This is a genomic window from Bradyrhizobium sp. CCH5-F6 (assembly GCF_001556045.1).
In the GTDB taxonomy this organism is placed as follows: Bacteria; Pseudomonadota; Alphaproteobacteria; order Rhizobiales; family Xanthobacteraceae; genus Bradyrhizobium.
The window spans coordinates 1-17,927 of the sequence record NZ_LSIC01000199.1; the positions used below are offsets into that span (position 1 = coordinate 1).

Annotated in this window: 17 protein-coding genes; 6 read left to right on the forward strand and 11 right to left on the reverse strand. The window is 65.3% G+C overall.

Features of this window, described 5'->3' with window-relative positions:
- Nucleotides 1–178 precede the first annotated feature (178 nt).
- Together AX729_RS34695 and AX729_RS34700 are read right to left on the reverse strand one after the other, a co-directional pair.
- Complete coding sequence (locus AX729_RS34695) at nt 179–772, reverse strand: DUF4337 domain-containing protein (RefSeq protein ID WP_061028887.1); 594 nt, start codon at nt 770–772, stop codon at nt 179–181.
- Between the two features lie 83 nt (nt 773–855).
- Complete coding sequence (locus AX729_RS34700; protein ID WP_061028889.1) at nt 856–1,821, reverse strand: tyrosine recombinase XerC; 966 nt, start codon at nt 1,819–1,821, stop codon at nt 856–858.
- 111 nt (nt 1,822–1,932) lie between these two features.
- On the opposite strand from AX729_RS34700, the gene AX729_RS34705 reads away from it, so the two are divergent.
- Nucleotides 1,933–4,143 carry a primosomal protein N' gene (locus AX729_RS34705; RefSeq protein WP_061028892.1) on the forward strand — a complete coding sequence of 737 codons (2,211 nt, stop codon included), beginning with the start codon at nt 1,933–1,935 and terminating at the stop codon, nt 4,141–4,143.
- Between the two features lie 229 nt (nt 4,144–4,372).
- Here AX729_RS34705 and AX729_RS34710 read toward each other — a convergent pair whose 3' ends face one another.
- On the reverse strand, nt 4,373–4,867 hold the full coding sequence (locus tag AX729_RS34710; protein WP_061028894.1) for a septal ring lytic transglycosylase RlpA family protein: 495 nt from the start codon (nt 4,865–4,867) through the stop codon (nt 4,373–4,375).
- A gap of 654 nt (nt 4,868–5,521) precedes the next feature.
- Here AX729_RS34710 and AX729_RS34715 point away from each other — a divergent pair.
- The 5 genes from AX729_RS34715 (at nt 5,522) to AX729_RS34735 (ending at nt 10,675) form a co-directional block, all read left to right on the forward strand.
- Nucleotides 5,522–6,082: a F0F1 ATP synthase subunit delta gene (locus AX729_RS34715; RefSeq protein WP_061028896.1), complete on the forward strand. Its 561-nt coding sequence runs from the start codon at nt 5,522–5,524 to the stop codon at nt 6,080–6,082.
- Entirely contained in the window at nt 6,082–7,611 is a 1,530-nt protein-coding gene (gene atpA, locus AX729_RS34720) for a F0F1 ATP synthase subunit alpha (protein WP_061028897.1), read from the forward strand. The genes AX729_RS34715 and atpA overlap by 1 nt, the downstream gene beginning before the upstream one ends.
- 179 nt (nt 7,612–7,790) lie before the next feature.
- The gene (locus tag AX729_RS34725; RefSeq protein ID WP_061028899.1) at nt 7,791–8,663 is read left to right on the forward strand and encodes a F0F1 ATP synthase subunit gamma; all 873 of its coding nucleotides are present in this window, start codon (nt 7,791–7,793) and stop codon (nt 8,661–8,663) included.
- 83 nt (nt 8,664–8,746) lie between these two features.
- The gene (gene atpD / locus AX729_RS34730) at nt 8,747–10,180 is read left to right on the forward strand and encodes a F0F1 ATP synthase subunit beta (RefSeq protein ID WP_061028901.1); all 1,434 of its coding nucleotides are present in this window, start codon (nt 8,747–8,749) and stop codon (nt 10,178–10,180) included.
- An 87-nt stretch (nt 10,181–10,267) separates the two neighbouring features.
- Nucleotides 10,268–10,675, forward strand: coding sequence for a F0F1 ATP synthase subunit epsilon (locus tag AX729_RS34735; protein ID WP_061028903.1), 408 nt, complete (start codon nt 10,268–10,270; stop codon nt 10,673–10,675).
- Between the two features lie 187 nt (nt 10,676–10,862).
- Here the strand turns inward: AX729_RS34735 and AX729_RS34740 are convergent, their stop codons facing one another.
- The 8 genes from AX729_RS34740 to AX729_RS34775 form a co-directional block, all read right to left on the reverse strand.
- Nucleotides 10,863–11,363: an RNA pyrophosphohydrolase gene (locus AX729_RS34740; RefSeq protein ID WP_061028905.1), complete on the reverse strand. Its 501-nt coding sequence runs from the start codon at nt 11,361–11,363 to the stop codon at nt 10,863–10,865.
- 64 nt (nt 11,364–11,427) lie between these two features.
- Nucleotides 11,428–11,931: an RNA pyrophosphohydrolase gene (locus tag AX729_RS34745; RefSeq protein WP_061028907.1), complete on the reverse strand. Its 504-nt coding sequence runs from the start codon at nt 11,929–11,931 to the stop codon at nt 11,428–11,430.
- Between the two features lie 77 nt (nt 11,932–12,008).
- Nucleotides 12,009–13,232 carry a divergent polysaccharide deacetylase family protein gene (locus AX729_RS34750; protein ID WP_061028909.1) on the reverse strand — a complete coding sequence of 408 codons (1,224 nt, stop codon included), beginning with the start codon at nt 13,230–13,232 and terminating at the stop codon, nt 12,009–12,011.
- A gap of 144 nt (nt 13,233–13,376) precedes the next feature.
- On the reverse strand, nt 13,377–14,735 hold the full coding sequence (locus AX729_RS34755; RefSeq protein WP_061028911.1) for a S41 family peptidase: 1,359 nt from the start codon (nt 14,733–14,735) through the stop codon (nt 13,377–13,379).
- On the reverse strand, nt 14,732–16,075 hold the full coding sequence (locus AX729_RS34760; protein ID WP_061028991.1) for a murein hydrolase activator EnvC family protein: 1,344 nt from the start codon (nt 16,073–16,075) through the stop codon (nt 14,732–14,734). Before AX729_RS34760 ends, AX729_RS34755 begins: the two co-directional genes overlap by 4 nt.
- Nucleotides 16,076–16,107: 32 nt before the next feature.
- Complete coding sequence (gene rlmH, locus AX729_RS34765) at nt 16,108–16,590, reverse strand: 23S rRNA (pseudouridine(1915)-N(3))-methyltransferase RlmH (RefSeq protein WP_061028913.1); 483 nt, start codon at nt 16,588–16,590, stop codon at nt 16,108–16,110.
- A 113-nt stretch (nt 16,591–16,703) separates the two neighbouring features.
- Nucleotides 16,704–17,060 carry a ribosome silencing factor gene (rsfS, locus tag AX729_RS34770; protein ID WP_061028915.1) on the reverse strand — a complete coding sequence of 119 codons (357 nt, stop codon included), beginning with the start codon at nt 17,058–17,060 and terminating at the stop codon, nt 16,704–16,706.
- 212 nt (nt 17,061–17,272) lie between these two features.
- On the reverse strand, nt 17,273–17,917 hold the full coding sequence (locus AX729_RS34775) for a nicotinate-nucleotide adenylyltransferase (protein WP_061028917.1): 645 nt from the start codon (nt 17,915–17,917) through the stop codon (nt 17,273–17,275).
- Nucleotides 17,918–17,927: the final 10 nt, after the last annotated feature.

Here is a 17,927-nt window from a genome sequence, read left to right on the forward strand (position 1 = left end):
CTGCTCGCACAAAACTCGCCATCGCAACCTCCTTCGCTGAAGTGTTGCGACGAACGGTTGAATCCGCCCAGTACGCCGCGGCCGTCGTGATGAATCTCGCTGCCTCTGGAATACTGGATGCCCCGGTCGAGCCGGGGCATGACACCGTTGGTGTGGCTCCTGCGCGCGCCTCAACGCCTCAATGCAAATGCAGCAGATGCGGCCACCACAGGCCGAGGGCGGTCATGACGAGGCCGGCGATCGTCAGCACGCCGCTGACATAGGCGAGTGCGAGCATGCCCGTGATGATGGTGGCCGAGGCCAGCACGATGCCGATCTGGAAGGCGGCTGAGGCCAGCTCGAAATGGTGGTATTTCGCGGTCGCCTCGTCGCGATCGTGCTCGGCGTGCTTGGCCTTGTCGGCGAGCTGCTCGGTACCTTCGCCGGTCTCCGGCTCGGAGCGGTAGCGCTGTGCGGTCTTGGTCCAGTCGTCGATCTGCTTCTGCACGGCCGGCTTCATGGCGGCGTCATCGGCCAGCGAGCCCAGCGTCAGCTTGCCCTGCTCGGCCGCAGTGATCACCACGGTGCGGCGGATGCTCTTGGCCTGGAAGAACGCCCAGAGATTGGCGGCCTCGACGTTCTTGCTGATCGATTCGGTCTGGGCGCCCTTGCCGAGCGTCTCCGAGATCGCCAGGAACAGCGCCAGCACCGCGATCAGCAGCGCGATCTTCTTGTTCGAGCCGGACGCGTGCTCGGCGTGCTCGGCGTGCTCCATGCTTTCGTGTGCGCCCATGATTCCCCTCTTGGTCGGTTCCGCAACGATTGACCGAACCGCGGCTGCCGCGCAAGAGGCACGCGAGCTATGACGAGAGTGTGTCAGCGCCGCGGATGCGCGCTCGCGTACACTTCCAGCAGCCGCTCGGAATCGATGCCGGTGTAGACCTGCGTGGTCGAGAGCGAGGAATGGCCGAGCAACTCCTGGATGGCGCGCAAGTCGCCGCCGCGCGAGAGCAGATGCGTGGCGAAGGAATGGCGGAGTGCGTGCGGCGTGGCGCTGTCGGGCAGGCCGAGTGCGCCGCGCAGCCGCTCCATCGCGAGCTGGATGATGCGCGGGTTCAAGGGGCCGCCGCGCGCGCCGACGAAGATCGGCCCCTCCGCCGGCAGCGGATAGGGGCACATCGCGACGTACTCCTGAATCAGCGCGAGCACGTTCTGGAGCACCGGCACCATCCGGGTCTTGTTGCCTTTTCCTGTGACAACCAGCACATCGCCTTCGCCGGGGCGCGGCACCTCGCGGCGCTTCAGGCCGAGCGCTTCGGAGATGCGCAGGCCCGACCCGTACAGCAGCGCCATCACCGCCGCGTCGCGCGCGAGAATCCAGGTCTCGCGGTCCTCGCCGGCGCGCTCGTCGGCGTCGGCCAGCCGTTTGGCCGAGGCCATCGGCAACGGCTTCGGCAGGCTCTTCGCAACCTTTGGCGCACGGATCGCGGAGAGTGCACCGACCTTGCCCTTGCCCTCGCGCTCGAGGAAGCGGCCGAACGAGCGCAGGCCCGCCAGCGCGCGCATCAGGCTGCGGCCGGCAATGTCGTCGGCCCTGCGCATCGCCATGAAGGCGCGGATATCGGTGGCTTCCAGCGCCGCGAAGCGCGCCAGCGTGACGCGCTCGCCCCAATGATTGCTGAGGAAATCCAGGCACTGCCGCAAGTCGCGGCCATAGGCCTCCAGCGTCTTCGGCGACAGCCGCCGCTCGGCGCCGAGATGCGACAGCCAGCGCGCCATCTCCTGCGCGATCGAGGGATCGGCGCTGGCGAGCTCGATCTGTGGGACGGCTGCTTTGCTCATGCGCTCTGGACGTGGTGATTCCGCACAGTATATCGCATCACACTCGTTTATCGTTCGCTAAGGCCGGCCCGTGGCGCTAGCCTTGAAGACCCCGGTTCCGATTCTCCCCTCATGGATCATTCGTCGCGCAGCAACGCCGCCCCCGCCAACGCGACCCGCATGGTCGACGTGCTGGTGCCGGTCGCGCTCGACCAGGCCTACTCCTACAAGGTGCCGCGCGGGATGGAGCTGAAGGCGGGCGATCTCGTCGGGGTGCCGCTCGGGCCCCGCGAGGTGCTCGCGGTGGTCTGGGGCGAAAACGCCAATCCGGATCCGCGCCTGCATAATCGCCTGAAGGAGGTCAGCGAGAAGCTCGACATCCCGCCGCTCAAGCCCGAGCTGCGGTCGGTGGTGGATTGGGTCGCCAATTACACGCTGAGCCCGCGCGGCATGGTGCTGCGCATGTGCCTGCGCATGGGCGAGAATCTCGGCCCGGAGCGGGTGCGCGCCGGCGTGCGCCTGGTCGGCGAGCCCCCGAAGCGCCTGACGCCGGCCCGGCAGCGGGTGATCGCGGTGCTGTCGGACCGGCTGCTGCACGGCAAGTCGGAGGCGGCCAAGGAAGCGGGCGTTTCGGCCGGCGTGATCGACGGCCTCGTCGATGAAGGCACGCTGACGGTCGAGCCGATGCCGCCGCCTCCGCCCCCTCCGGCGCCCGATCCGGATTTCGGCCGGCCGGATTTCTCGCCGCTGCAGCGTGCCGGTGTGGATGCGATGCGCGCGCTCGCGACCAACGGCACCTTCCACGTCGCGCTGCTCGACGGCGTCACCGGCTCGGGCAAGACCGAGGTGTATTTCGAGGCCGTTGCGGAAACCATCCGCCGTGGAAAACAGTCGCTGATCCTGATGCCGGAGATCGCGCTGACCGGCCAGTTCCTCGATCGCTTCGCGCAGCGCTTTGGCGTGCGGCCGATCGAATGGCATTCTGAATTGACGCCGCGCACGCGCGCACGCAATTGGGCGGCGATCTCCAATGGCACCGCGCCGGTCGTGGTCGGTGCGCGCTCGGCGCTGTTCCTGCCTTACGCCGATCTCGGCCTCATCGTGGTCGATGAGGAGCACGACCAGGCCTACAAGCAGGACGACGGCGTGCATTATCACGCCCGCGACATGGCGGTGGTGCGCGCGCACATCGCCAGGATCCCGGTCGTGCTGGCCTCCGCGACGCCTTCGGTGGAGTCCGAGGTCAATGCGCGCAAGAAGCGCTACCAGCGTATCGCGCTGCCCTCGCGCTTCGGTGGCCAGCACATGCCGCATATCGAGGCGATTGACCTGCGCCGCGAACCGCCCGCGCGCGGCCGCTTCATCTCGCCGCGGCTTGCCGGCGAGATCAGGACCGCGATCGAGCGGCGCGAGCAGGCGCTCTTGTTCCTCAACCGACGCGGCTACGCGCCGCTGACCTTGTGCCGTGCCTGCGGCCATCGCTTCGCCTGCACCATCTGCGATGCCTGGCTGGTCGATCATCGCTTTCGCCAGCGCCTCGTCTGTCACCATTGCGGCTTCTCGATGCCGCGTCCGCACATCTGCCCGAACTGTTCGGCGGAGGAATCGCTGGTGGCCGTCGGCCCCGGCGTCGAGCGCCTGCAGGAGGAGGCGGCCGCGCTGTTCCCGGAGGCGCGCACCATGGTGCTGTCGAGCGACCTCATCACCTCGATCGAGACGATGCGGTCAGAACTCGCCGAGATTGCGGAGGGCCGTGTCGACATCATCATCGGCACGCAGCTCGTGGCAAAGGGCCACAACTTTCCCCGGCTCAATCTGGTCGGCGTGGTCGATGCGGATCTCGGCCTCAGCAACGGCGATCCGCGCGCGGCGGAGCGCACCTGGCAATTGCTCAACCAGGTGATCGGCCGCGCCGGCCGCGAGCAGGGCCGCGGCGTGGGCTATCTCCAGACCCACCAGCCCGATCATCCCGTGATGAAGGCGCTGATCGCCTGCGACCGCGAGGCCTTCTACGACAGCGAGATCGATCTGCGCGAGAAGACGCTCTATCCGCCGTTCGGACGGCTCGCGAGCCTGATCATCTCCGCGGGCGACCGCCCAAGCGCGGAAGGTTTTGGCCGCAAGCTCGTCGCGCTGGCGCCGCGCGACGAACGCGTCGTCGTGCTGGGGCCAGCAGAAGCGCCGCTCGCCGTCATCAAGGGCCGCTATCGCTTCCGCATCCTGCTGAAATCGGCGCGCGGTTTTGATCTGTCGGATTATCTGCGCAGCTGGCTTGCGGTCTGCCCGAAGCCATCAGGCAATCTCAAGCTCGAAGTCGACGTCGATCCCCAGAGCTTTTTGTAGGTCGCGGTCGCGGCCTCATTCTCCGCCGTCATTCCGGGGCGCGCGAAGCGCGAGCCCGGAATCCAATTCACCGCAGACTTCGCCGCCTGGTGGATTCCGGGCTCGATGCTGCGCATCGCCCCGGAATGACAGAACGTAAAAAAGCCCGCGGTCCCCCAAGACCGCGGGCTTGTTTCATGCGCGCACCAAACTGATGAAAACTGCGCGTGTGAGAGGGCGCGTCGACGCCTTAGATGACTTCCGCGGTGACGCGGCCGACGCCGCGGCTGGTGAGGCCGATGGCACGGGCGGCGCCCGTGGAGAGGTCGAGCACGCGGCCGCGAATGAACGGGCCGCGGTCGTTGATGGTGACGACGACGCTCTGGCCGCCATGGGTGACGCGCAGCTTGGTACCGAACGGCAGAGAGCGGTGCGCCGCGGTCATGGCGTTCTGGTTGAAGCGCTGGCCCGACGCGGTCCGGCTGCCGGACTCGTTGCCGTAAAAGGAAGCCATGCCGGAGAAGCTGCGGCCCGTGCCGGAGGTCGGCGTCATCGACGCATTGGCGTTGCGCCAATCGGAGGTCGCGTTGGTATCGGTTTGGGCGTGGTGGCGGTGATGGTGACGGTGATGCCGGGATTTGGCGGCGGCTTCGGTGGCGGTTCCACCGACGAGGAGAGTTGCGGCTACGAACGCGATCGCCGTACGCGGCCGGGTCACAAGGCCCAGCGACTTCAAAGACAGCATTTAGTGGTCCCTAAGCTAGTATTGCCACACATGTGGCTAGTGAAGCTCCCATCAGTTTGTGAGCGGGTTGGCGTTTCGATTCCTAATGAGGCGTGAATTGGGCAGTAAATCCGCTATGTGTCGTCTTGAAACATCTTGTGACCCGAACCCGATATTGGGCTGATGTTCCGTAATCTTGCGCTTTAATGATCTATTAACCAGTTGATTACTTCAAATTACTGTAGAACGAAGTCATCGCTCTGATTGTTTAGAATTGGGTAAGTATTCGGCGAGTGGAACCGACGACGTCGGATTCACGCCTCTGCGATCCGTGTTCATGGCGGCTATGCGCTGAAAGCAGGAACCAAGGGAGAGGCGGGCGGCAGGCTCGTTTCATTCCGCGGGGTGGGATGTCATCGGCCTCAATGCGTCACTGGGCCCCTCTGGGATCGCCTTCTGCGACGAACTGGCGACAGAAGCTCGTGCCTTTAGTTTGGCGTCATGTTGCACCTGCGTGGCTGCTATGTTAGCAAAGCCGCGATTTTAACGACCCGGCACCTCCCGTGTTGGTCGAAAATCGAAGTCCCGCTTGAATTCCAAGGGCTTGGATCGCTAGGCGCCGCTTCGTGGCGACGGTTTTTCCCTTGCGAGTTTGACAGCAAAAAGAGCGCGTCTGTGGCAGCAGAAGATACGTCCGTTTCCGGTGTGTCGGGCCGTTATGCAACGGCCTTGTTTGAACTGGCCCGCGACCAGAAAGCGGTCGACGAGGTCAAGGCCGATCTCGATAAATTCGAGGCCCTGCTGACCGAGAGCGCCGATCTCAATCGCCTCGTCCGCAGCCCGGTGTTCGCGGCCGACGCCCAGTCGCGAGCCCTGTCGGCCGTGCTGGCCAAGGCCGGTATCGCCGGCATTGCCGCCAACTTCCTCAAGGTGCTGACCGCGAACCGTCGTCTGTTCGTGGTGGCCGACGTCATCCGCGCCTATCGCGCCCTGGTCGCCAAGTTCAAGGGCGAGGCGACGGCGGATGTGACCGTCGCGGAAGCGCTCTCTGACAAGAATCTCGACGCCCTCAAGGCCGCCCTGAAGTCGGTGACCGGCAAGGACGTCGCGCTGAACGTGAAGGTCGATCCCTCGATCATCGGTGGCCTCGTCGTCAAGGTGGGCAGCCGCATGGTGGATGGTTCGCTTCGCACCAAACTCAATTCGATCAAGCACGCGATGAAAGAGGCAGGCTGATGGACATCCGCGCCGCGGAAATTTCCGCGATCCTCAAGGACCAGATCAAGAATTTCGGCCAGGAAGCTGAAGTCTCCGAAGTCGGACAGGTGCTGTCCGTCGGCGACGGTATCGCCCGCGTCTACGGTCTGGACAACGTCCAGGCCGGTGAAATGGTCGAGTTCGAGAACGGCACCCGCGGCATGGCGCTGAACCTCGAAACCGACAACGTCGGTGTCGTCATCTTCGGTGCCGACCGCGAGATCAAGGAAGGCCAGACCGTCAAGCGCACCCGCGCCATCGTGGACGCGCCGGTCGGCAAGGGTCTGCTCGGCCGCGTCGTCGACGCGCTGGGTAACCCGATCGACGGCAAGGGTCCGATCCAGGCCGAGAAGCGCATGCGCGTCGACGTCAAGGCGCCCGGCATCATTCCGCGCAAATCGGTGAACGAGCCGATGGCGACCGGCCTCAAGGCGATCGACGCCCTGATCCCGATCGGCCGCGGCCAGCGCGAGCTGATCATCGGCGACCGTCAGACCGGCAAGACCGCGATCGCGCTCGACACCATCCTGAACCAGAAGCCGCTCAACGCGCAGCCCGACGAGAACATCAAGCTGTACTGCGTCTATGTCGCGGTCGGCCAGAAGCGTTCGACCGTCGCCCAGTTCGTGAAGGTGCTGGAAGAGCAGGGCGCGCTCGAATACTCGATCGTCGTCGCCGCCACCGCCTCGGATCCGGCGCCGATGCAGTACATCGCGCCGTTCACCGGCTGCACCATGGGCGAGTACTTCCGCGACAACGGCATGCACGCCGTCATCATCTATGACGATCTGTCCAAGCAGGCCGTCGCCTACCGCCAGATGTCGCTGCTGCTGCGCCGCCCGCCGGGTCGCGAGGCCTATCCGGGCGACGTGTTCTATCTGCACTCCCGCCTGCTCGAGCGCGCGGCGAAGCTGAACAAGGACCAGGGCTCCGGCTCGCTGACCGCGCTGCCGGTCATCGAAACCCAGGCCAACGACGTGTCGGCCTACATTCCGACCAACGTCATCTCGATCACCGACGGCCAGATCTTCCTGGAAACCGACCTGTTCTTCCAGGGCATCCGTCCTGCCGTGAACGTCGGTCTGTCGGTGTCGCGCGTCGGCTCCTCGGCGCAGACCAAGGCCACCAAGAAGGTCGCCGGCAAGATCAAGGGCGAGCTGGCGCAATACCGCGAAATGGCGGCGTTCGCGCAGTTCGGCTCCGACCTCGACGCCTCGACTCAGCGCCTGCTCAACCGCGGCTCGCGTCTCACCGAGCTGCTGAAGCAGCCGCAGTTCGCGCCGCTGAAGATGGAAGAGCAGGTCTGCGTGATCTGGGCCGGCACCAACGGCTATCTCGATCCGCTCCCGCTCAACAAGGTGCGCGCGTTCGAGGACGGTCTGCTCTCGCTGCTGCGCGGCAAGAACGTCGATATTCTCAACTCGATCCGCGACACCCGCGACCTCACCGACGACACCGCTGCCAAGCTGAAGTCGGTGGTCGAGGGTTTTGCGAAGAGCTTCGCGTAAGAGAGAACCGTCACGGCCGGGCTGAAGCGCGAGGCGCGTCTTCGCAACTGAAGTCCCGGCCATCCACGTCAATCGACGTGTGAGGCGGCAGGTGGATGCCCGGGACAAGCCCGGGCATGACGACTGGGATAGGCTAGCGGCTCGATCAATAGGCGTCGAACCGCCGGGGTGAACGAAGAATGGCGTCACTTAAAGACATGCGCGTCCGCATCGCCTCCACCAAGGCGACGCAAAAGATCACCAAGGCCATGCAGATGGTCGCGGCCTCCAAGCTGCGCCGCGCGCAGACCGCCGCGGAAGCGGCGCGTCCCTATGCCGACAAGATGAGCGCGGTGATCTCGAACATCGCCAGCGCCGCGGTCGGCTCGCCCGGCGCGCCGGTGCTGCTGGCCGGCACCGGCAAGGACCAGGTTCACCTGCTGCTGGTCTGCACCGGCGAGCGCGGCCTGTCCGGCGCCTTCAACTCCTCGATCGTGCGTCTCGCCCGCGAGCGCGCCCTGGCGCTGATGGCGCAGGGCAAGGACGTGAAGTTCTTCTGCGTCGGCCGCAAGGGCTACGAGCAGCTGCGCCGCCAGTTCGACAAGCAGATCGTCGAGCATCTCGACCTGCGCAGCGTCCGCCAGATCGGCTTCGTCAACGCCGAGGAGATCGCCAGGAAGGTATTGGCGCGCTTCGAGAATGGCGAGTTCGACGTCTGCACGCTGTTCTACGCGCGCTTCAAGTCGGTCATCGCGCAGGTCCCGACCGCCCAGCAGGTCATCCCGCTGGTCGTCGAGGAGGGCGCCGCCGCGAACACGACGTCTTACGAATACGAGCCGGAAGAGGACGAGATCCTCGCCCGCCTGTTGCCCCGCAACCTCGCGGTCCAGATCTTTCGCGCGCTGCTCGAGAACAACGCTTCGTTCTACGGCGCACAGATGAGCGCGATGGACAACGCGACGCGCAACGCCGGCGAAATGATCCGCAAGCAGACGCTGGTCTACAACCGTACGCGTCAGGCGCAGATCACCAAGGAACTGATCGAAATCATCTCGGGCGCCGAGGCCGTCTGATCAAGGCGCATCGGCACCCATCATACGCAACATCCCGGTCAAGCTGACCGAGGTTTAGAAGTTCGGATCGAAGGAGACATTCAATGGCAGCCCAGGTCGGTCGCGTCACCCAGGTCATCGGCGCCGTCGTCGACGTGCAGTTCGAAGGCCACCTCCCGGCCATTCTCAATGCGCTCGAGACCAAGAACGGCGGCAACCGCCTGGTGCTCGAAGTCGCCCAGCATCTCGGTGAATCCACCGTGCGCACGATCGCGATGGACACCACCGAAGGTCTGGTCCGCGGCCAGGAAGTGACCGACACCGGCGCGCCGATCCGCGTTCCCGTCGGCGAAGGCACGCTCGGCCGCATCATCAACGTCATCGGCGAGCCGATCGACGAAGCAGGTCCCGTCAAGTCGGAAGGCCTGCGCGCCATCCACCAGGAGGCGCCGTCCTACACCGACCAGTCGACCGAAGCCGAAATTCTCGTCACCGGCATCAAGGTCGTCGATCTTCTTGCTCCCTATGCGAAGGGCGGCAAGATCGGCCTGTTCGGCGGCGCCGGCGTCGGCAAGACCGTGCTGATTCAGGAGCTGATCAACAACGTCGCGAAGGCGCACGGCGGCTACTCCGTGTTCGCCGGCGTCGGCGAGCGTACCCGCGAGGGCAACGACCTCTATCACGAGTTCATCGAGTCCAAGGTCAACGCCGATCCGCACAATCCGGATCCGAGCGTGAAGTCGAAGTGCGCGCTGGTGTTCGGCCAGATGAACGAGCCGCCGGGCGCCCGCGCCCGCGTCGCGCTCACGGGTCTCACCATCGCGGAAGACTTCCGCGACAAGGGCCAGGACGTGCTGTTCTTCGTGGACAACATCTTCCGCTTCACCCAGGCCGGCTCGGAAGTGTCGGCGCTGCTCGGCCGTATTCCTTCGGCGGTGGGTTATCAGCCGACGCTGGCCACCGACATGGGCGCGCTGCAGGAGCGCATCACCACCACGCAGAAGGGCTCGATCACCTCGGTGCAGGCCATCTACGTTCCGGCCGACGACTTGACCGACCCGGCGCCGGCGACCTCGTTCGCGCATCTTGACGCGACCACGACGCTGTCGCGCTCGATCGCCGAAAAGGGCATCTATCCGGCGGTGGACCCGCTCGACTCGACCTCGCGCATGCTCTCCCCGCTGGTCGTCGGCGAGGAGCACTACGCGGTCGCCCGTCAGGTCCAGCAGGTGCTGCAGCGCTACAAGGCGCTCCAGGACATCATCGCCATTCTCGGCATGGACGAGCTTTCGGAAGAGGACAAGCTGACCGTGGCGCGCGCCCGCAAGGTCGAGCGATTCATGTCGCAGCCGTTCCACGTCGCCGAAATCTTCACGGGTTCGCCGGGCAAGTTCGTCGACCTCGCCGACACCATCAAGGGCTTCAAGGGCTTGGTGGAAGGCAAGTACGACCACCTGCCGGAAGCCGCCTTCTACATGGTCGGCACCATCGAAGAAGCCGTCGAGAAGGGCAAAAAGCTCGCCGCTGAAGCGGCTTAAGAGGCGAATGGCGAATGGGGAGTAGCGAATAGTCCGCTGCTCCCGACCGCCACTCGCTATTCGCCACTCGCTATTCGCAGGTTTCCCATGGCCACCTTCCATTTCGATCTCGTCTCTCCGGAGCAGCTCGCCTTTTCGGGTGAGGTCGATCAGGTCGACATCCCCGGCGTCGAGGGTGATTTCGGCGTGCTGGCCGGACATGCGCCGGTCGTGGCCGCGATCCGCCCCGGCATCCTCACCATCACCACGGGCGGCAAGCACGAGAAGATCATCGTTCTCGGCGGCGTCGCCGAAGTCTCCGAAAAGGGTCTGACTGTGCTCGCCAACGTCGCGACGTCGCTGGCCGAGCTCGACCGTGCGCAGTTCGCCGAGACCATCGCCGAGATGGAAGAGGGACTGAAGGAAAAGGAAGGCGACGAGCTGGACAACGCGATTGCTCGGCTCGACCACTTCAAGAGCATCCAGCAGCAGCTCAGCTCCACGGCTATGCACTAAGCCCCGGCGCAGCCGCTCCGGGGCTCGAGCCTGGAATTCCTGAACAGGTTCAGCGCTCGTCGCGAAAGCGGCGGGCGCTGAATTTTGTCGCACGAGCGACGGAGCTGCGATGCTTGGGCATTGCCGCCCATTTTATCTCGGCGGGTCAGCCACTTCGCTACGGTGCATGGGGTTGTTTTCGCAGCTTTCAGTTTCCGAAGGCCGCAAACTCTCGCGCCACCGCGGCATACACCTCACGCCGGAACGGCACCACGAGATCGGCGACACGGTCGAGACGCTCCCACCGCCAGGCGTCGAACTCCGCGGGCTGGCCGTTGCGCGGCGTCAGCGGATCGATCTCGTCGTCGCGGCCGGTGAAGCGCAGCGCGAACCATTTCTGGCGCTGGCCGCGGAACTTCGCCAGCCGGTGTGTCTGCGGTCCGTCGTAAGGAGGGAATTCGTAGGTGAGCCAGCCGGTCTCGCCGAGATAGCTGGCGCTGACGACGCTCGTCTCCTCCCAGAGTTCGCGCATCGCGGCATCGCGCAGATCCTCGCCCTCGTCGACGCCCCCCTGCGGCATCTGCCAGTCGAGCCCCGGCAGGATGATCTCGGGCCCGTCGCCCTTGAAGCGATGGCCGATCAGCACACGGCCATCGGCATTGAACAGGGCAATGCCCACGTTGGGCCGGTAGGGCTTTTCATTGGTCACGCGCGGATCTCTCGTGGTCGTTCCCGGCGATGGATTAGCACCGAACCCGGAATGACAACGGCCTTTATTCCTCCGCCAGGGCGGAAAATTCCTTCACCACGCGCTCGTAGACCGGGCGCTTGAACGGGATGATCAATCCGGGGAGATTCTTCATCGGCTCCCAGCGCCAGCTCACGAACTCGGCCTTGTGGCCGCCGCCGGGCTTTTCGACGTTGATCTCGCTGTCCTTGCCGGTGAAGCGCACCGCGTACCATTTCTGGCGCTGGCCGCGGTAGCGGCCCTTCCAGGCGCGCCCCGCGACCGTGCGTGGAATGTCGTAAGTGAGCCAGTCCGGGACTTCGCCGAGCCGCTCGACCGAGCGCACGCTGGTCTCCTCGTAGAGCTCGCGCTTGGCCGCCTCCCAGGTGTCCTCGCCGGGATCGACGCCGCCTTGCGGCATCTGCCAGACATGGGTGTCGTCGACATGCTCGATGCCGCCGGCGCGGCGACCGATGAACACCAGTCCCTTTGGATTGATCAGCATCACACCGACGCAGGTCCGGTAGGGCAGATCCTCGTAACGCGCCATTCCGCCAGACCTCTCGCATGCCCTGGGTGCGGCTCGACGCGGCCCCGCGGGGACACGTGCCGTACCAATTCGTTGATTTAGCTGGATTTTGATTTCAGCATCGCGGTTGTCAATGGCACCAAAAGGATACCTCGGTCGCCCAATGTCCTGGTCCAGGCGGCGATGCGCTCGATCGAGACGGGCAGCGCGGAGGCCGTGCCGACAGCGATGCCGCGCTCGCGCGCGGTCGATTCGAGCTTGTTCAGGGCGCGGTCGATCTCGGCCGAGGTCGGAACCACGTCGATCGCGATGTCGCCCTTGCCGAACGGCATGGACTGGCTCGCCGCAGCCTGGAGCGCGATGCTGCGCGGCGAGGAGCCGTCGTCGAAGAAGCCGAGCCCGCGCTTGGCCGCCTCGCGGATGATCGGCTGCATCGCCGGTTCCGTTGCGATGAAGCGGGCGCCCATGAAATTCGTCAGGCCGGCATAGCCCTGCATCCGGCTCAGGTGCCAGTACAGGCGGTCCATGTTCTGGTCGGGGCTGAGCGAGGTCAGCAGCGTCTGCGGTCCCGGATCATTGTCGGGGAAGTCGTAGGGCTCCATCGGGATCTGGAGGAAGATCTCGTGGCGCTGCGCGCGGGCGCGCTCGGCGAGCTTGCCGGGGTCGGTGCCATAGGGCGTGAAGGCCAGCGTCACCGCCGGCGGCAGCTTCATGATGGCATCGGTGGTCTTGGCGGCCCCGACGCCGAGGCCGCCGATCACGATCGCGACCACGGGCATCTTGGCGGCCTGGGCGCGGTCGGCGTCCGCCGCATAGACGTTGAACGGCTTCAATCCGTCGGCCGCCACCGGAATCATGCCGTAGCGTGATTTCTCCAGCAGCTTCGGATTGATCCCGGCCATCACGGGCGGCGATGCGGAAGCCGCACCACCACCCTTGTCACCATCCTCGCCAGCGCCGATCACCACGTCGTGGCGGGCTCCGGTGGAGCCGTCGATCATGGTGATGGTCTTCTGCGCGCCGGGAGCGGCCTGCTTCGGGGCTTCCTTGCTTTCCTGCTTGCCGTCCTGCCCGTGGCCGGCGGAGGGTTTCTCATCACTCGCCTTGTCCGCGGCATCGGGAGCGCGGATCGCGAGCCGGGTCATCGGCTCGCCGCCGAGCGGATCCTTGTTGAAGATGGCGAAGCCGGCAAAGGTGAGGAGGAACAGGCCGAGCAGGGCGGCAAGCAGCTGCATGGCCGTGAACGGCAGCCGCAGCCGGCGTTTCCGGCGCGGCTTATCCTGTCCGAGCGGCGCGCTCAGATCATCGGCCGTTTCAGTCATGCGAGATCCCGAATCACTCCAGCCGACGATACCACGCCGAGGTCAAGCGGCGGCAGGCCGGGATAGGCCGGGGGATCGGAGTTGCCAGCAAAAAGGGCGGCTCCGGGAGCCGCCCTTTTCCGTCAGATCGTAAACCGCGCGGACTTAGTTCGCCGCTTTGGGCTTGTCGGTCGTCGCCTTGTTGTCGCCGCCCGGCGTGGGCGCGGCGGAGGCGCTGTTCTTGATGCCGTGGAGCAGGTCGCCGGCGAGCTTGAGCGCCTTGTCGTCCTTGGCATCCGGCGGGACGTAGGACTGCGAGCCGGTCTTCTCGTCGCCGTCGTTCTTCAGATGGCCGCGCAGCGAAGCCTCGCCCTTGGTGTCGGTACGCGACTTCAGCTCGTCCGGCACGTCCTGCAGCACCTCGATGTCGGGCACGATGCCCTTGGCCTGGATCGACTTGCCCGACGGCGTGTAGTAGCGCGCCGTGGTCAGCCGCAGCGCGCCGTTGCCGCTTCCGAGCGGAATGATGGTCTGCACCGAGCCCTTGCCGAACGAGCGCGTGCCGACGATCGTCGCGCGCTTGTGGTCCTGCAGCGCGCCGGCGACGATTTCCGAAGCCGAGGCCGAGCCGCCATTGACCAGCACGATGACCGGCTTGCCCTTCGTCAGGTCGCCCGCATGCGCGGTGCGGCGCTGGGTTTCCTCGGCATTGCGGCCGCGGGTCGAGACGATCTCGCCCTTCTCGAGGAACGAGTCGGAGACGGTGACCGCTTCCTCGAGCAGGCCGCCCGGATTGTTGCGGAGGTCGATGATGAAGCCCTTGAGCTTGTCGCCGATCTGGTTCGTGAGGTTGGAGACCTCGCGCTTCAGGCCTTCGGTGGTCTGCTCGTTGAAGGTGGTGATTCGGATATAGGCGATGTCGTCCTGCTCGACGCGCGCGCGCACGGAGCGGACGCGGATGTTGTCGCGCACCAGGGTGACGTCGATCGGATTGTCCTGGCCCTTGCGGATGATCTTGAGCTTGATCTTGGTGTTGACCGGGCCGCGCATCTTCTCGACCGCCTGGTTCAGGGTCAGGCCCTGCACCGCCTCGTCGTCGAGATTGGTGATGATGTCGTTGGCCATGACGCCGGCGCGCGAGGCTGGCGTGTCGTCGATCGGCGAGACGACCTTGATCAGGCCGTCTTCCATCGTGACCTCGATGCCGAGGCCGCCGAACTCACCGCGCGTCTGCACCTGCATGTCGCGGAAGCTCTTGGCGTCCATGTAGCTCGAATGCGGATCGAGGCCGGTGAGCATGCCGCTGATGGCGGATTCGATCAGCTTGGTGTCGTCGGGCTTCTCCACATAGTCGGAGCGCACGCGCTCGAAGACGTCGCCGAACAGATTGAGCTGGCGATAGGTGTCCGCGGTGGCGGCTCGCGCGCTGGAGCCCATGAACACGGCGCGGGGCTGGGTCACGAACAGCGTCAGCGCTGCACCGGTGGCGGCGCTGAGGAGGATTACTGAAGTCTTGCGCATCATCCGCGAACCTTCTCGCCTTCATTTGCGGCCCACCATGGGCCTGGATCGACTGGAGTGCCGTCTTTACGGAACTCGACATACAGCACAGGTTGACTTGCGTTCGTGGCGAGAATGGAGGCGACTTGAGATGTCGACCCCATGGTCGCGACTGGCTCCCCCGTGAGCACAAACTGACCGATGCTGACCGAAATGCGCTCCATCCCGGCGATCAGGACATGATACCCGCCCCCGGCGTTGAGGATCAAGAGTTGTCCATAGCTGCGGAAGGGTCCGGCATAGACCACCCAGCCGTCACACGGGGTCGTGACCTGGGAGCCGGGCTTGGTAGCCAGCGAAATGCCCTTCTGGACCCCGCCGATTCCGTCGGAACCGCCAAAGTCCCTGATCTTGTTACCGTTAACAGGGAGGGGCAAAAGGCCCTTGGCTGAGGCAAAGGCGATCGCCGGGGTGGTGCGGGACTTGTCCTTGAAAGCGCCGGGTCCCGACTTGGCGCTCGCGGCCGCCTTTGCCTCGGCCTGCCTTGCGGCCTCCGCGGCCTTCTCGGCAGCCTTGGCGGCGCTTTGCAGGTCCTGCTCCATCTTGGCGATCAGCCCCTGGAGATCGCCGACCTGCTTTGACAGCGCGATGGCGCGCGAGCTCTCGGCGTCCAGATCCTTCTCGCGCGCCGCCTGCTGGCGCTGCCGCTCGTCGACCAGGGCGGCGAGCCGGGTCTGGTCGTTACGGACCTTGTCGCGATCGGAGGCGAGCTGGTCGCGCTCGGTGGCGATGGTCTTGCGCAGGGCCACGAGCTCGCCGAGCTCGGCCGCGATCTTCTCGGCGCGGCCGCGCAATTCCGGCACGACGGCGCCGAGCAGCATCGCCGTGCGCAGCGAATGCAGCGCGTCTTCGGGCCGCACCAGCAGCGCCGGCGGCGTGCGCCTTCCGGCGCGCTGCAAGGCCGCCAGCACCTCGACGATGTCGGCGCGGCGCGAATCGAGCGAGGCGCGCATCTGCTGCTCGCGGCCGTTCAGCGCGCGCAGTCGCGCTTCGGTCTCGTCGATCTTGGTCTCCACGGTGCGCACGTTGGCGGCGGTCTCGATCAGCTGCTGATTGAGCTGGGTGCGGTCCTGGCCGAGCGCGGCGATCTCGGCCTTGAGCTTGGCTTGCGCTTCTTCCGCGATCTTCTGCCTCGCACGCGCGGCCTCCAGCTCCTGCTCGCGCTGCTTGATCGCATCGGGCGAGATCGCCGCGGTCTGCGGAGCCGGTGTCGCCGTCTGGGCTTGCGCGAGGCTTTCTTCGGCGAAGAGGCTTGCGCCGGCGACGTTGGCGATCAGCAACAGGTTGAGGAGCGGCGCTCGCATCGTGTCGGCAAAGGTGCTCGTTGTGGCGCGCATCACGCGCGGTGATAGGGATGGCCGGCCAGAATGGTGGTGGCCCGATAAAGCTGTTCCAGAAGCATGACGCGGACCATTTGGTGCGGCCAGGTCGCAGAGCCGAACGCGATCGCGAGCTTGGCCTTACGGCGCAATTCGGGCGAAAGTCCGTCCGCCCCTCCGATCACGAAGAAAGTATGTCCGGCACCCTCGTCGCGCCAGCGCCCGAGATGCCGTGCGAATACGGTGGAGTCGAGATTCTGGCCCCGCTCGTCCAGCGCCACCAGGATCGATTTCTCCGGCATATGCGCGCTGATTGCCGCGGCCTCTTCGGCCATCCGCGTCGCAGCGTCGCGCGCACGGCTTTCTGGAACTTCATAAACGGCCAGATCGCGAAATCCGAGCTTGCGGCCGGTCTCCATGAACCGCTCGAAATAGCGGTCGGCAAGTTCCCGTTCGGGGCCTTGCTTCAGCCGGCCCACCGCAATGACGGCAACACGCATGATCTTCTTCAGGGTCGCGTTTCAAGACCGCGCGCCATGAGCGCGCGCACGACGCTAGCATGCGCGTCAGCCGATTCGAAATCGGCTCCAAGAGCCTGGATCGCCCTTCGAGCCTAGATCGCCTTCGCCGCCCCCGGGCCCTGCGTGTACAATCTCTCGAGATTGTAGAACTCGCGGACTTCGGGTCTGAACACGTGCACGATCACGTCGCCGCAATCGATCAGCACCCAGTCGCAATTGGGCAAGCCCTCGACATGGATGTTCTTGATGCCGTTTTCCTTGAGGCTCTTGGTGACGTTTTCCGCGATCGCGCCGACGTGCCGGTTCACCCGGCCGGTGGTGACGATCATGTAGTCGGAATACGCCGATTTGCCGCGAAGGTCGATGGTGACCGTCTCTTCCGCCTTCATGTCCTCGAGGCGGGAGAGGATCAGGCTCAGAGTCTTGTCGGCGTCGGGTTGCGCCTTCAAGGCCGCAGCTTGGGTCGAAGTCTTACGCGTTGGCTTGGCAACCTTGGGTAAAACAGACTTCGTCGAAGCTGACTTGGACAATACAGATGTGGCCAGGGACCATTCCTTTCACTGTATCGCGAACGCCGAATCCGGCGCTCACCGGTTACACTACATCATGTGGGGTTAAGGGTTTCAATATGCCAGAGAGCCCCTAGCCCGCACACTTCGTCTCACTTCGTACCTTTCCAGCTCCCGTCCGGGTTCCGCAGGCCCGTCGAGGACAGATTCAGCTTCAATCCGGTCAGGAAGACCCAGGCCGGCGCCGGCCGATCCGCAAGCAGTGCTGCCTTATTCTCCGGCAGCCGGTACCTCGATAACGCCTGGGCGGCGACCGAGCCGAGAGCGCGAAAACTCTGCGGAGGGCGATCGATGACTGCAATCGGCACCAGTGCGGCGATGCGGCGCCACTCCTGCCAACGATGGAATTGAGCCAGATTGTCGGCGCCCATGATCCAGACAAAGCGCAAGCCGGGAAAGCGGCGGCGCAAGATGTTGATCGTGTCGATAGTGTAGCGCGTGTGAATGACGGATTCGAGACAGCTCACCTCGATGCGCGGATCGTTCGCGACGTCGCGCGCGGCCTGCACACGTGCGCCGAGCTCGTGCAGCGTGCCGTTCTCCTTGAGCGGATTGCCCGGCGTGACCAGCCACCACACGCGATCGAGCTGCAATCGCTTCAACGCGAACCGGCTGATGGCGCGATGCGCCTGATGCGGCGGATTGAACGAGCCGCCGAGCAGGCCGATGCGCATGCCCGGCGTGTGGGGCGGGACTGCTTGCGCCGGGAAACGCGGCACGACGAAGTTGTTGCTCAATGTCCGCGCC

What these genes read in the sequence shown, in the direction of transcription:
- AX729_RS34735 (WP_061028903.1), top strand. Translation starts at nt 10,268, where the DNA reads ATGGCCACCTTCCATTTCGATCTCGTCTCTCCGGAGCAGCTCGCCTTT.
- atpD (WP_061028901.1), top strand. Translation starts at nt 8,747, where the DNA reads ATGGCAGCCCAGGTCGGTCGCGTCACCCAGGTCATCGGCGCCGTCGTC.
- atpA (WP_061028897.1), top strand. Translation starts at nt 6,082, where the DNA reads ATGGACATCCGCGCCGCGGAAATTTCCGCGATCCTCAAGGACCAGATC.
- AX729_RS34725 (WP_061028899.1), top strand. Translation starts at nt 7,791, where the DNA reads ATGGCGTCACTTAAAGACATGCGCGTCCGCATCGCCTCCACCAAGGCG.
- AX729_RS34695 (WP_061028887.1), bottom strand. Translation starts at nt 772, where the DNA reads ATGGGCGCACACGAAAGCATGGAGCACGCCGAGCACGCCGAGCACGCG.
- AX729_RS34705 (WP_061028892.1), top strand. Translation starts at nt 1,933, where the DNA reads ATGGATCATTCGTCGCGCAGCAACGCCGCCCCCGCCAACGCGACCCGC.
- AX729_RS34755 (WP_061028911.1), bottom strand. Translation starts at nt 14,735, where the DNA reads ATGATGCGCAAGACTTCAGTAATCCTCCTCAGCGCCGCCACCGGTGCA.
- AX729_RS34710 (WP_061028894.1), bottom strand. Translation starts at nt 4,867, where the DNA reads ATGCTGTCTTTGAAGTCGCTGGGCCTTGTGACCCGGCCGCGTACGGCG.
- AX729_RS34700 (WP_061028889.1), bottom strand. Translation starts at nt 1,821, where the DNA reads ATGAGCAAAGCAGCCGTCCCACAGATCGAGCTCGCCAGCGCCGATCCC.
- AX729_RS34760 (WP_061028991.1), bottom strand. Translation starts at nt 16,075, where the DNA reads ATGCGAGCGCCGCTCCTCAACCTGTTGCTGATCGCCAACGTCGCCGGC.
- AX729_RS34750 (WP_061028909.1), bottom strand. Translation starts at nt 13,232, where the DNA reads ATGACTGAAACGGCCGATGATCTGAGCGCGCCGCTCGGACAGGATAAG.
- rlmH (WP_061028913.1), bottom strand. Translation starts at nt 16,590, where the DNA reads ATGCGTGTTGCCGTCATTGCGGTGGGCCGGCTGAAGCAAGGCCCCGAA.
- AX729_RS34745 (WP_061028907.1), bottom strand. Translation starts at nt 11,931, where the DNA reads ATGGCGCGTTACGAGGATCTGCCCTACCGGACCTGCGTCGGTGTGATG.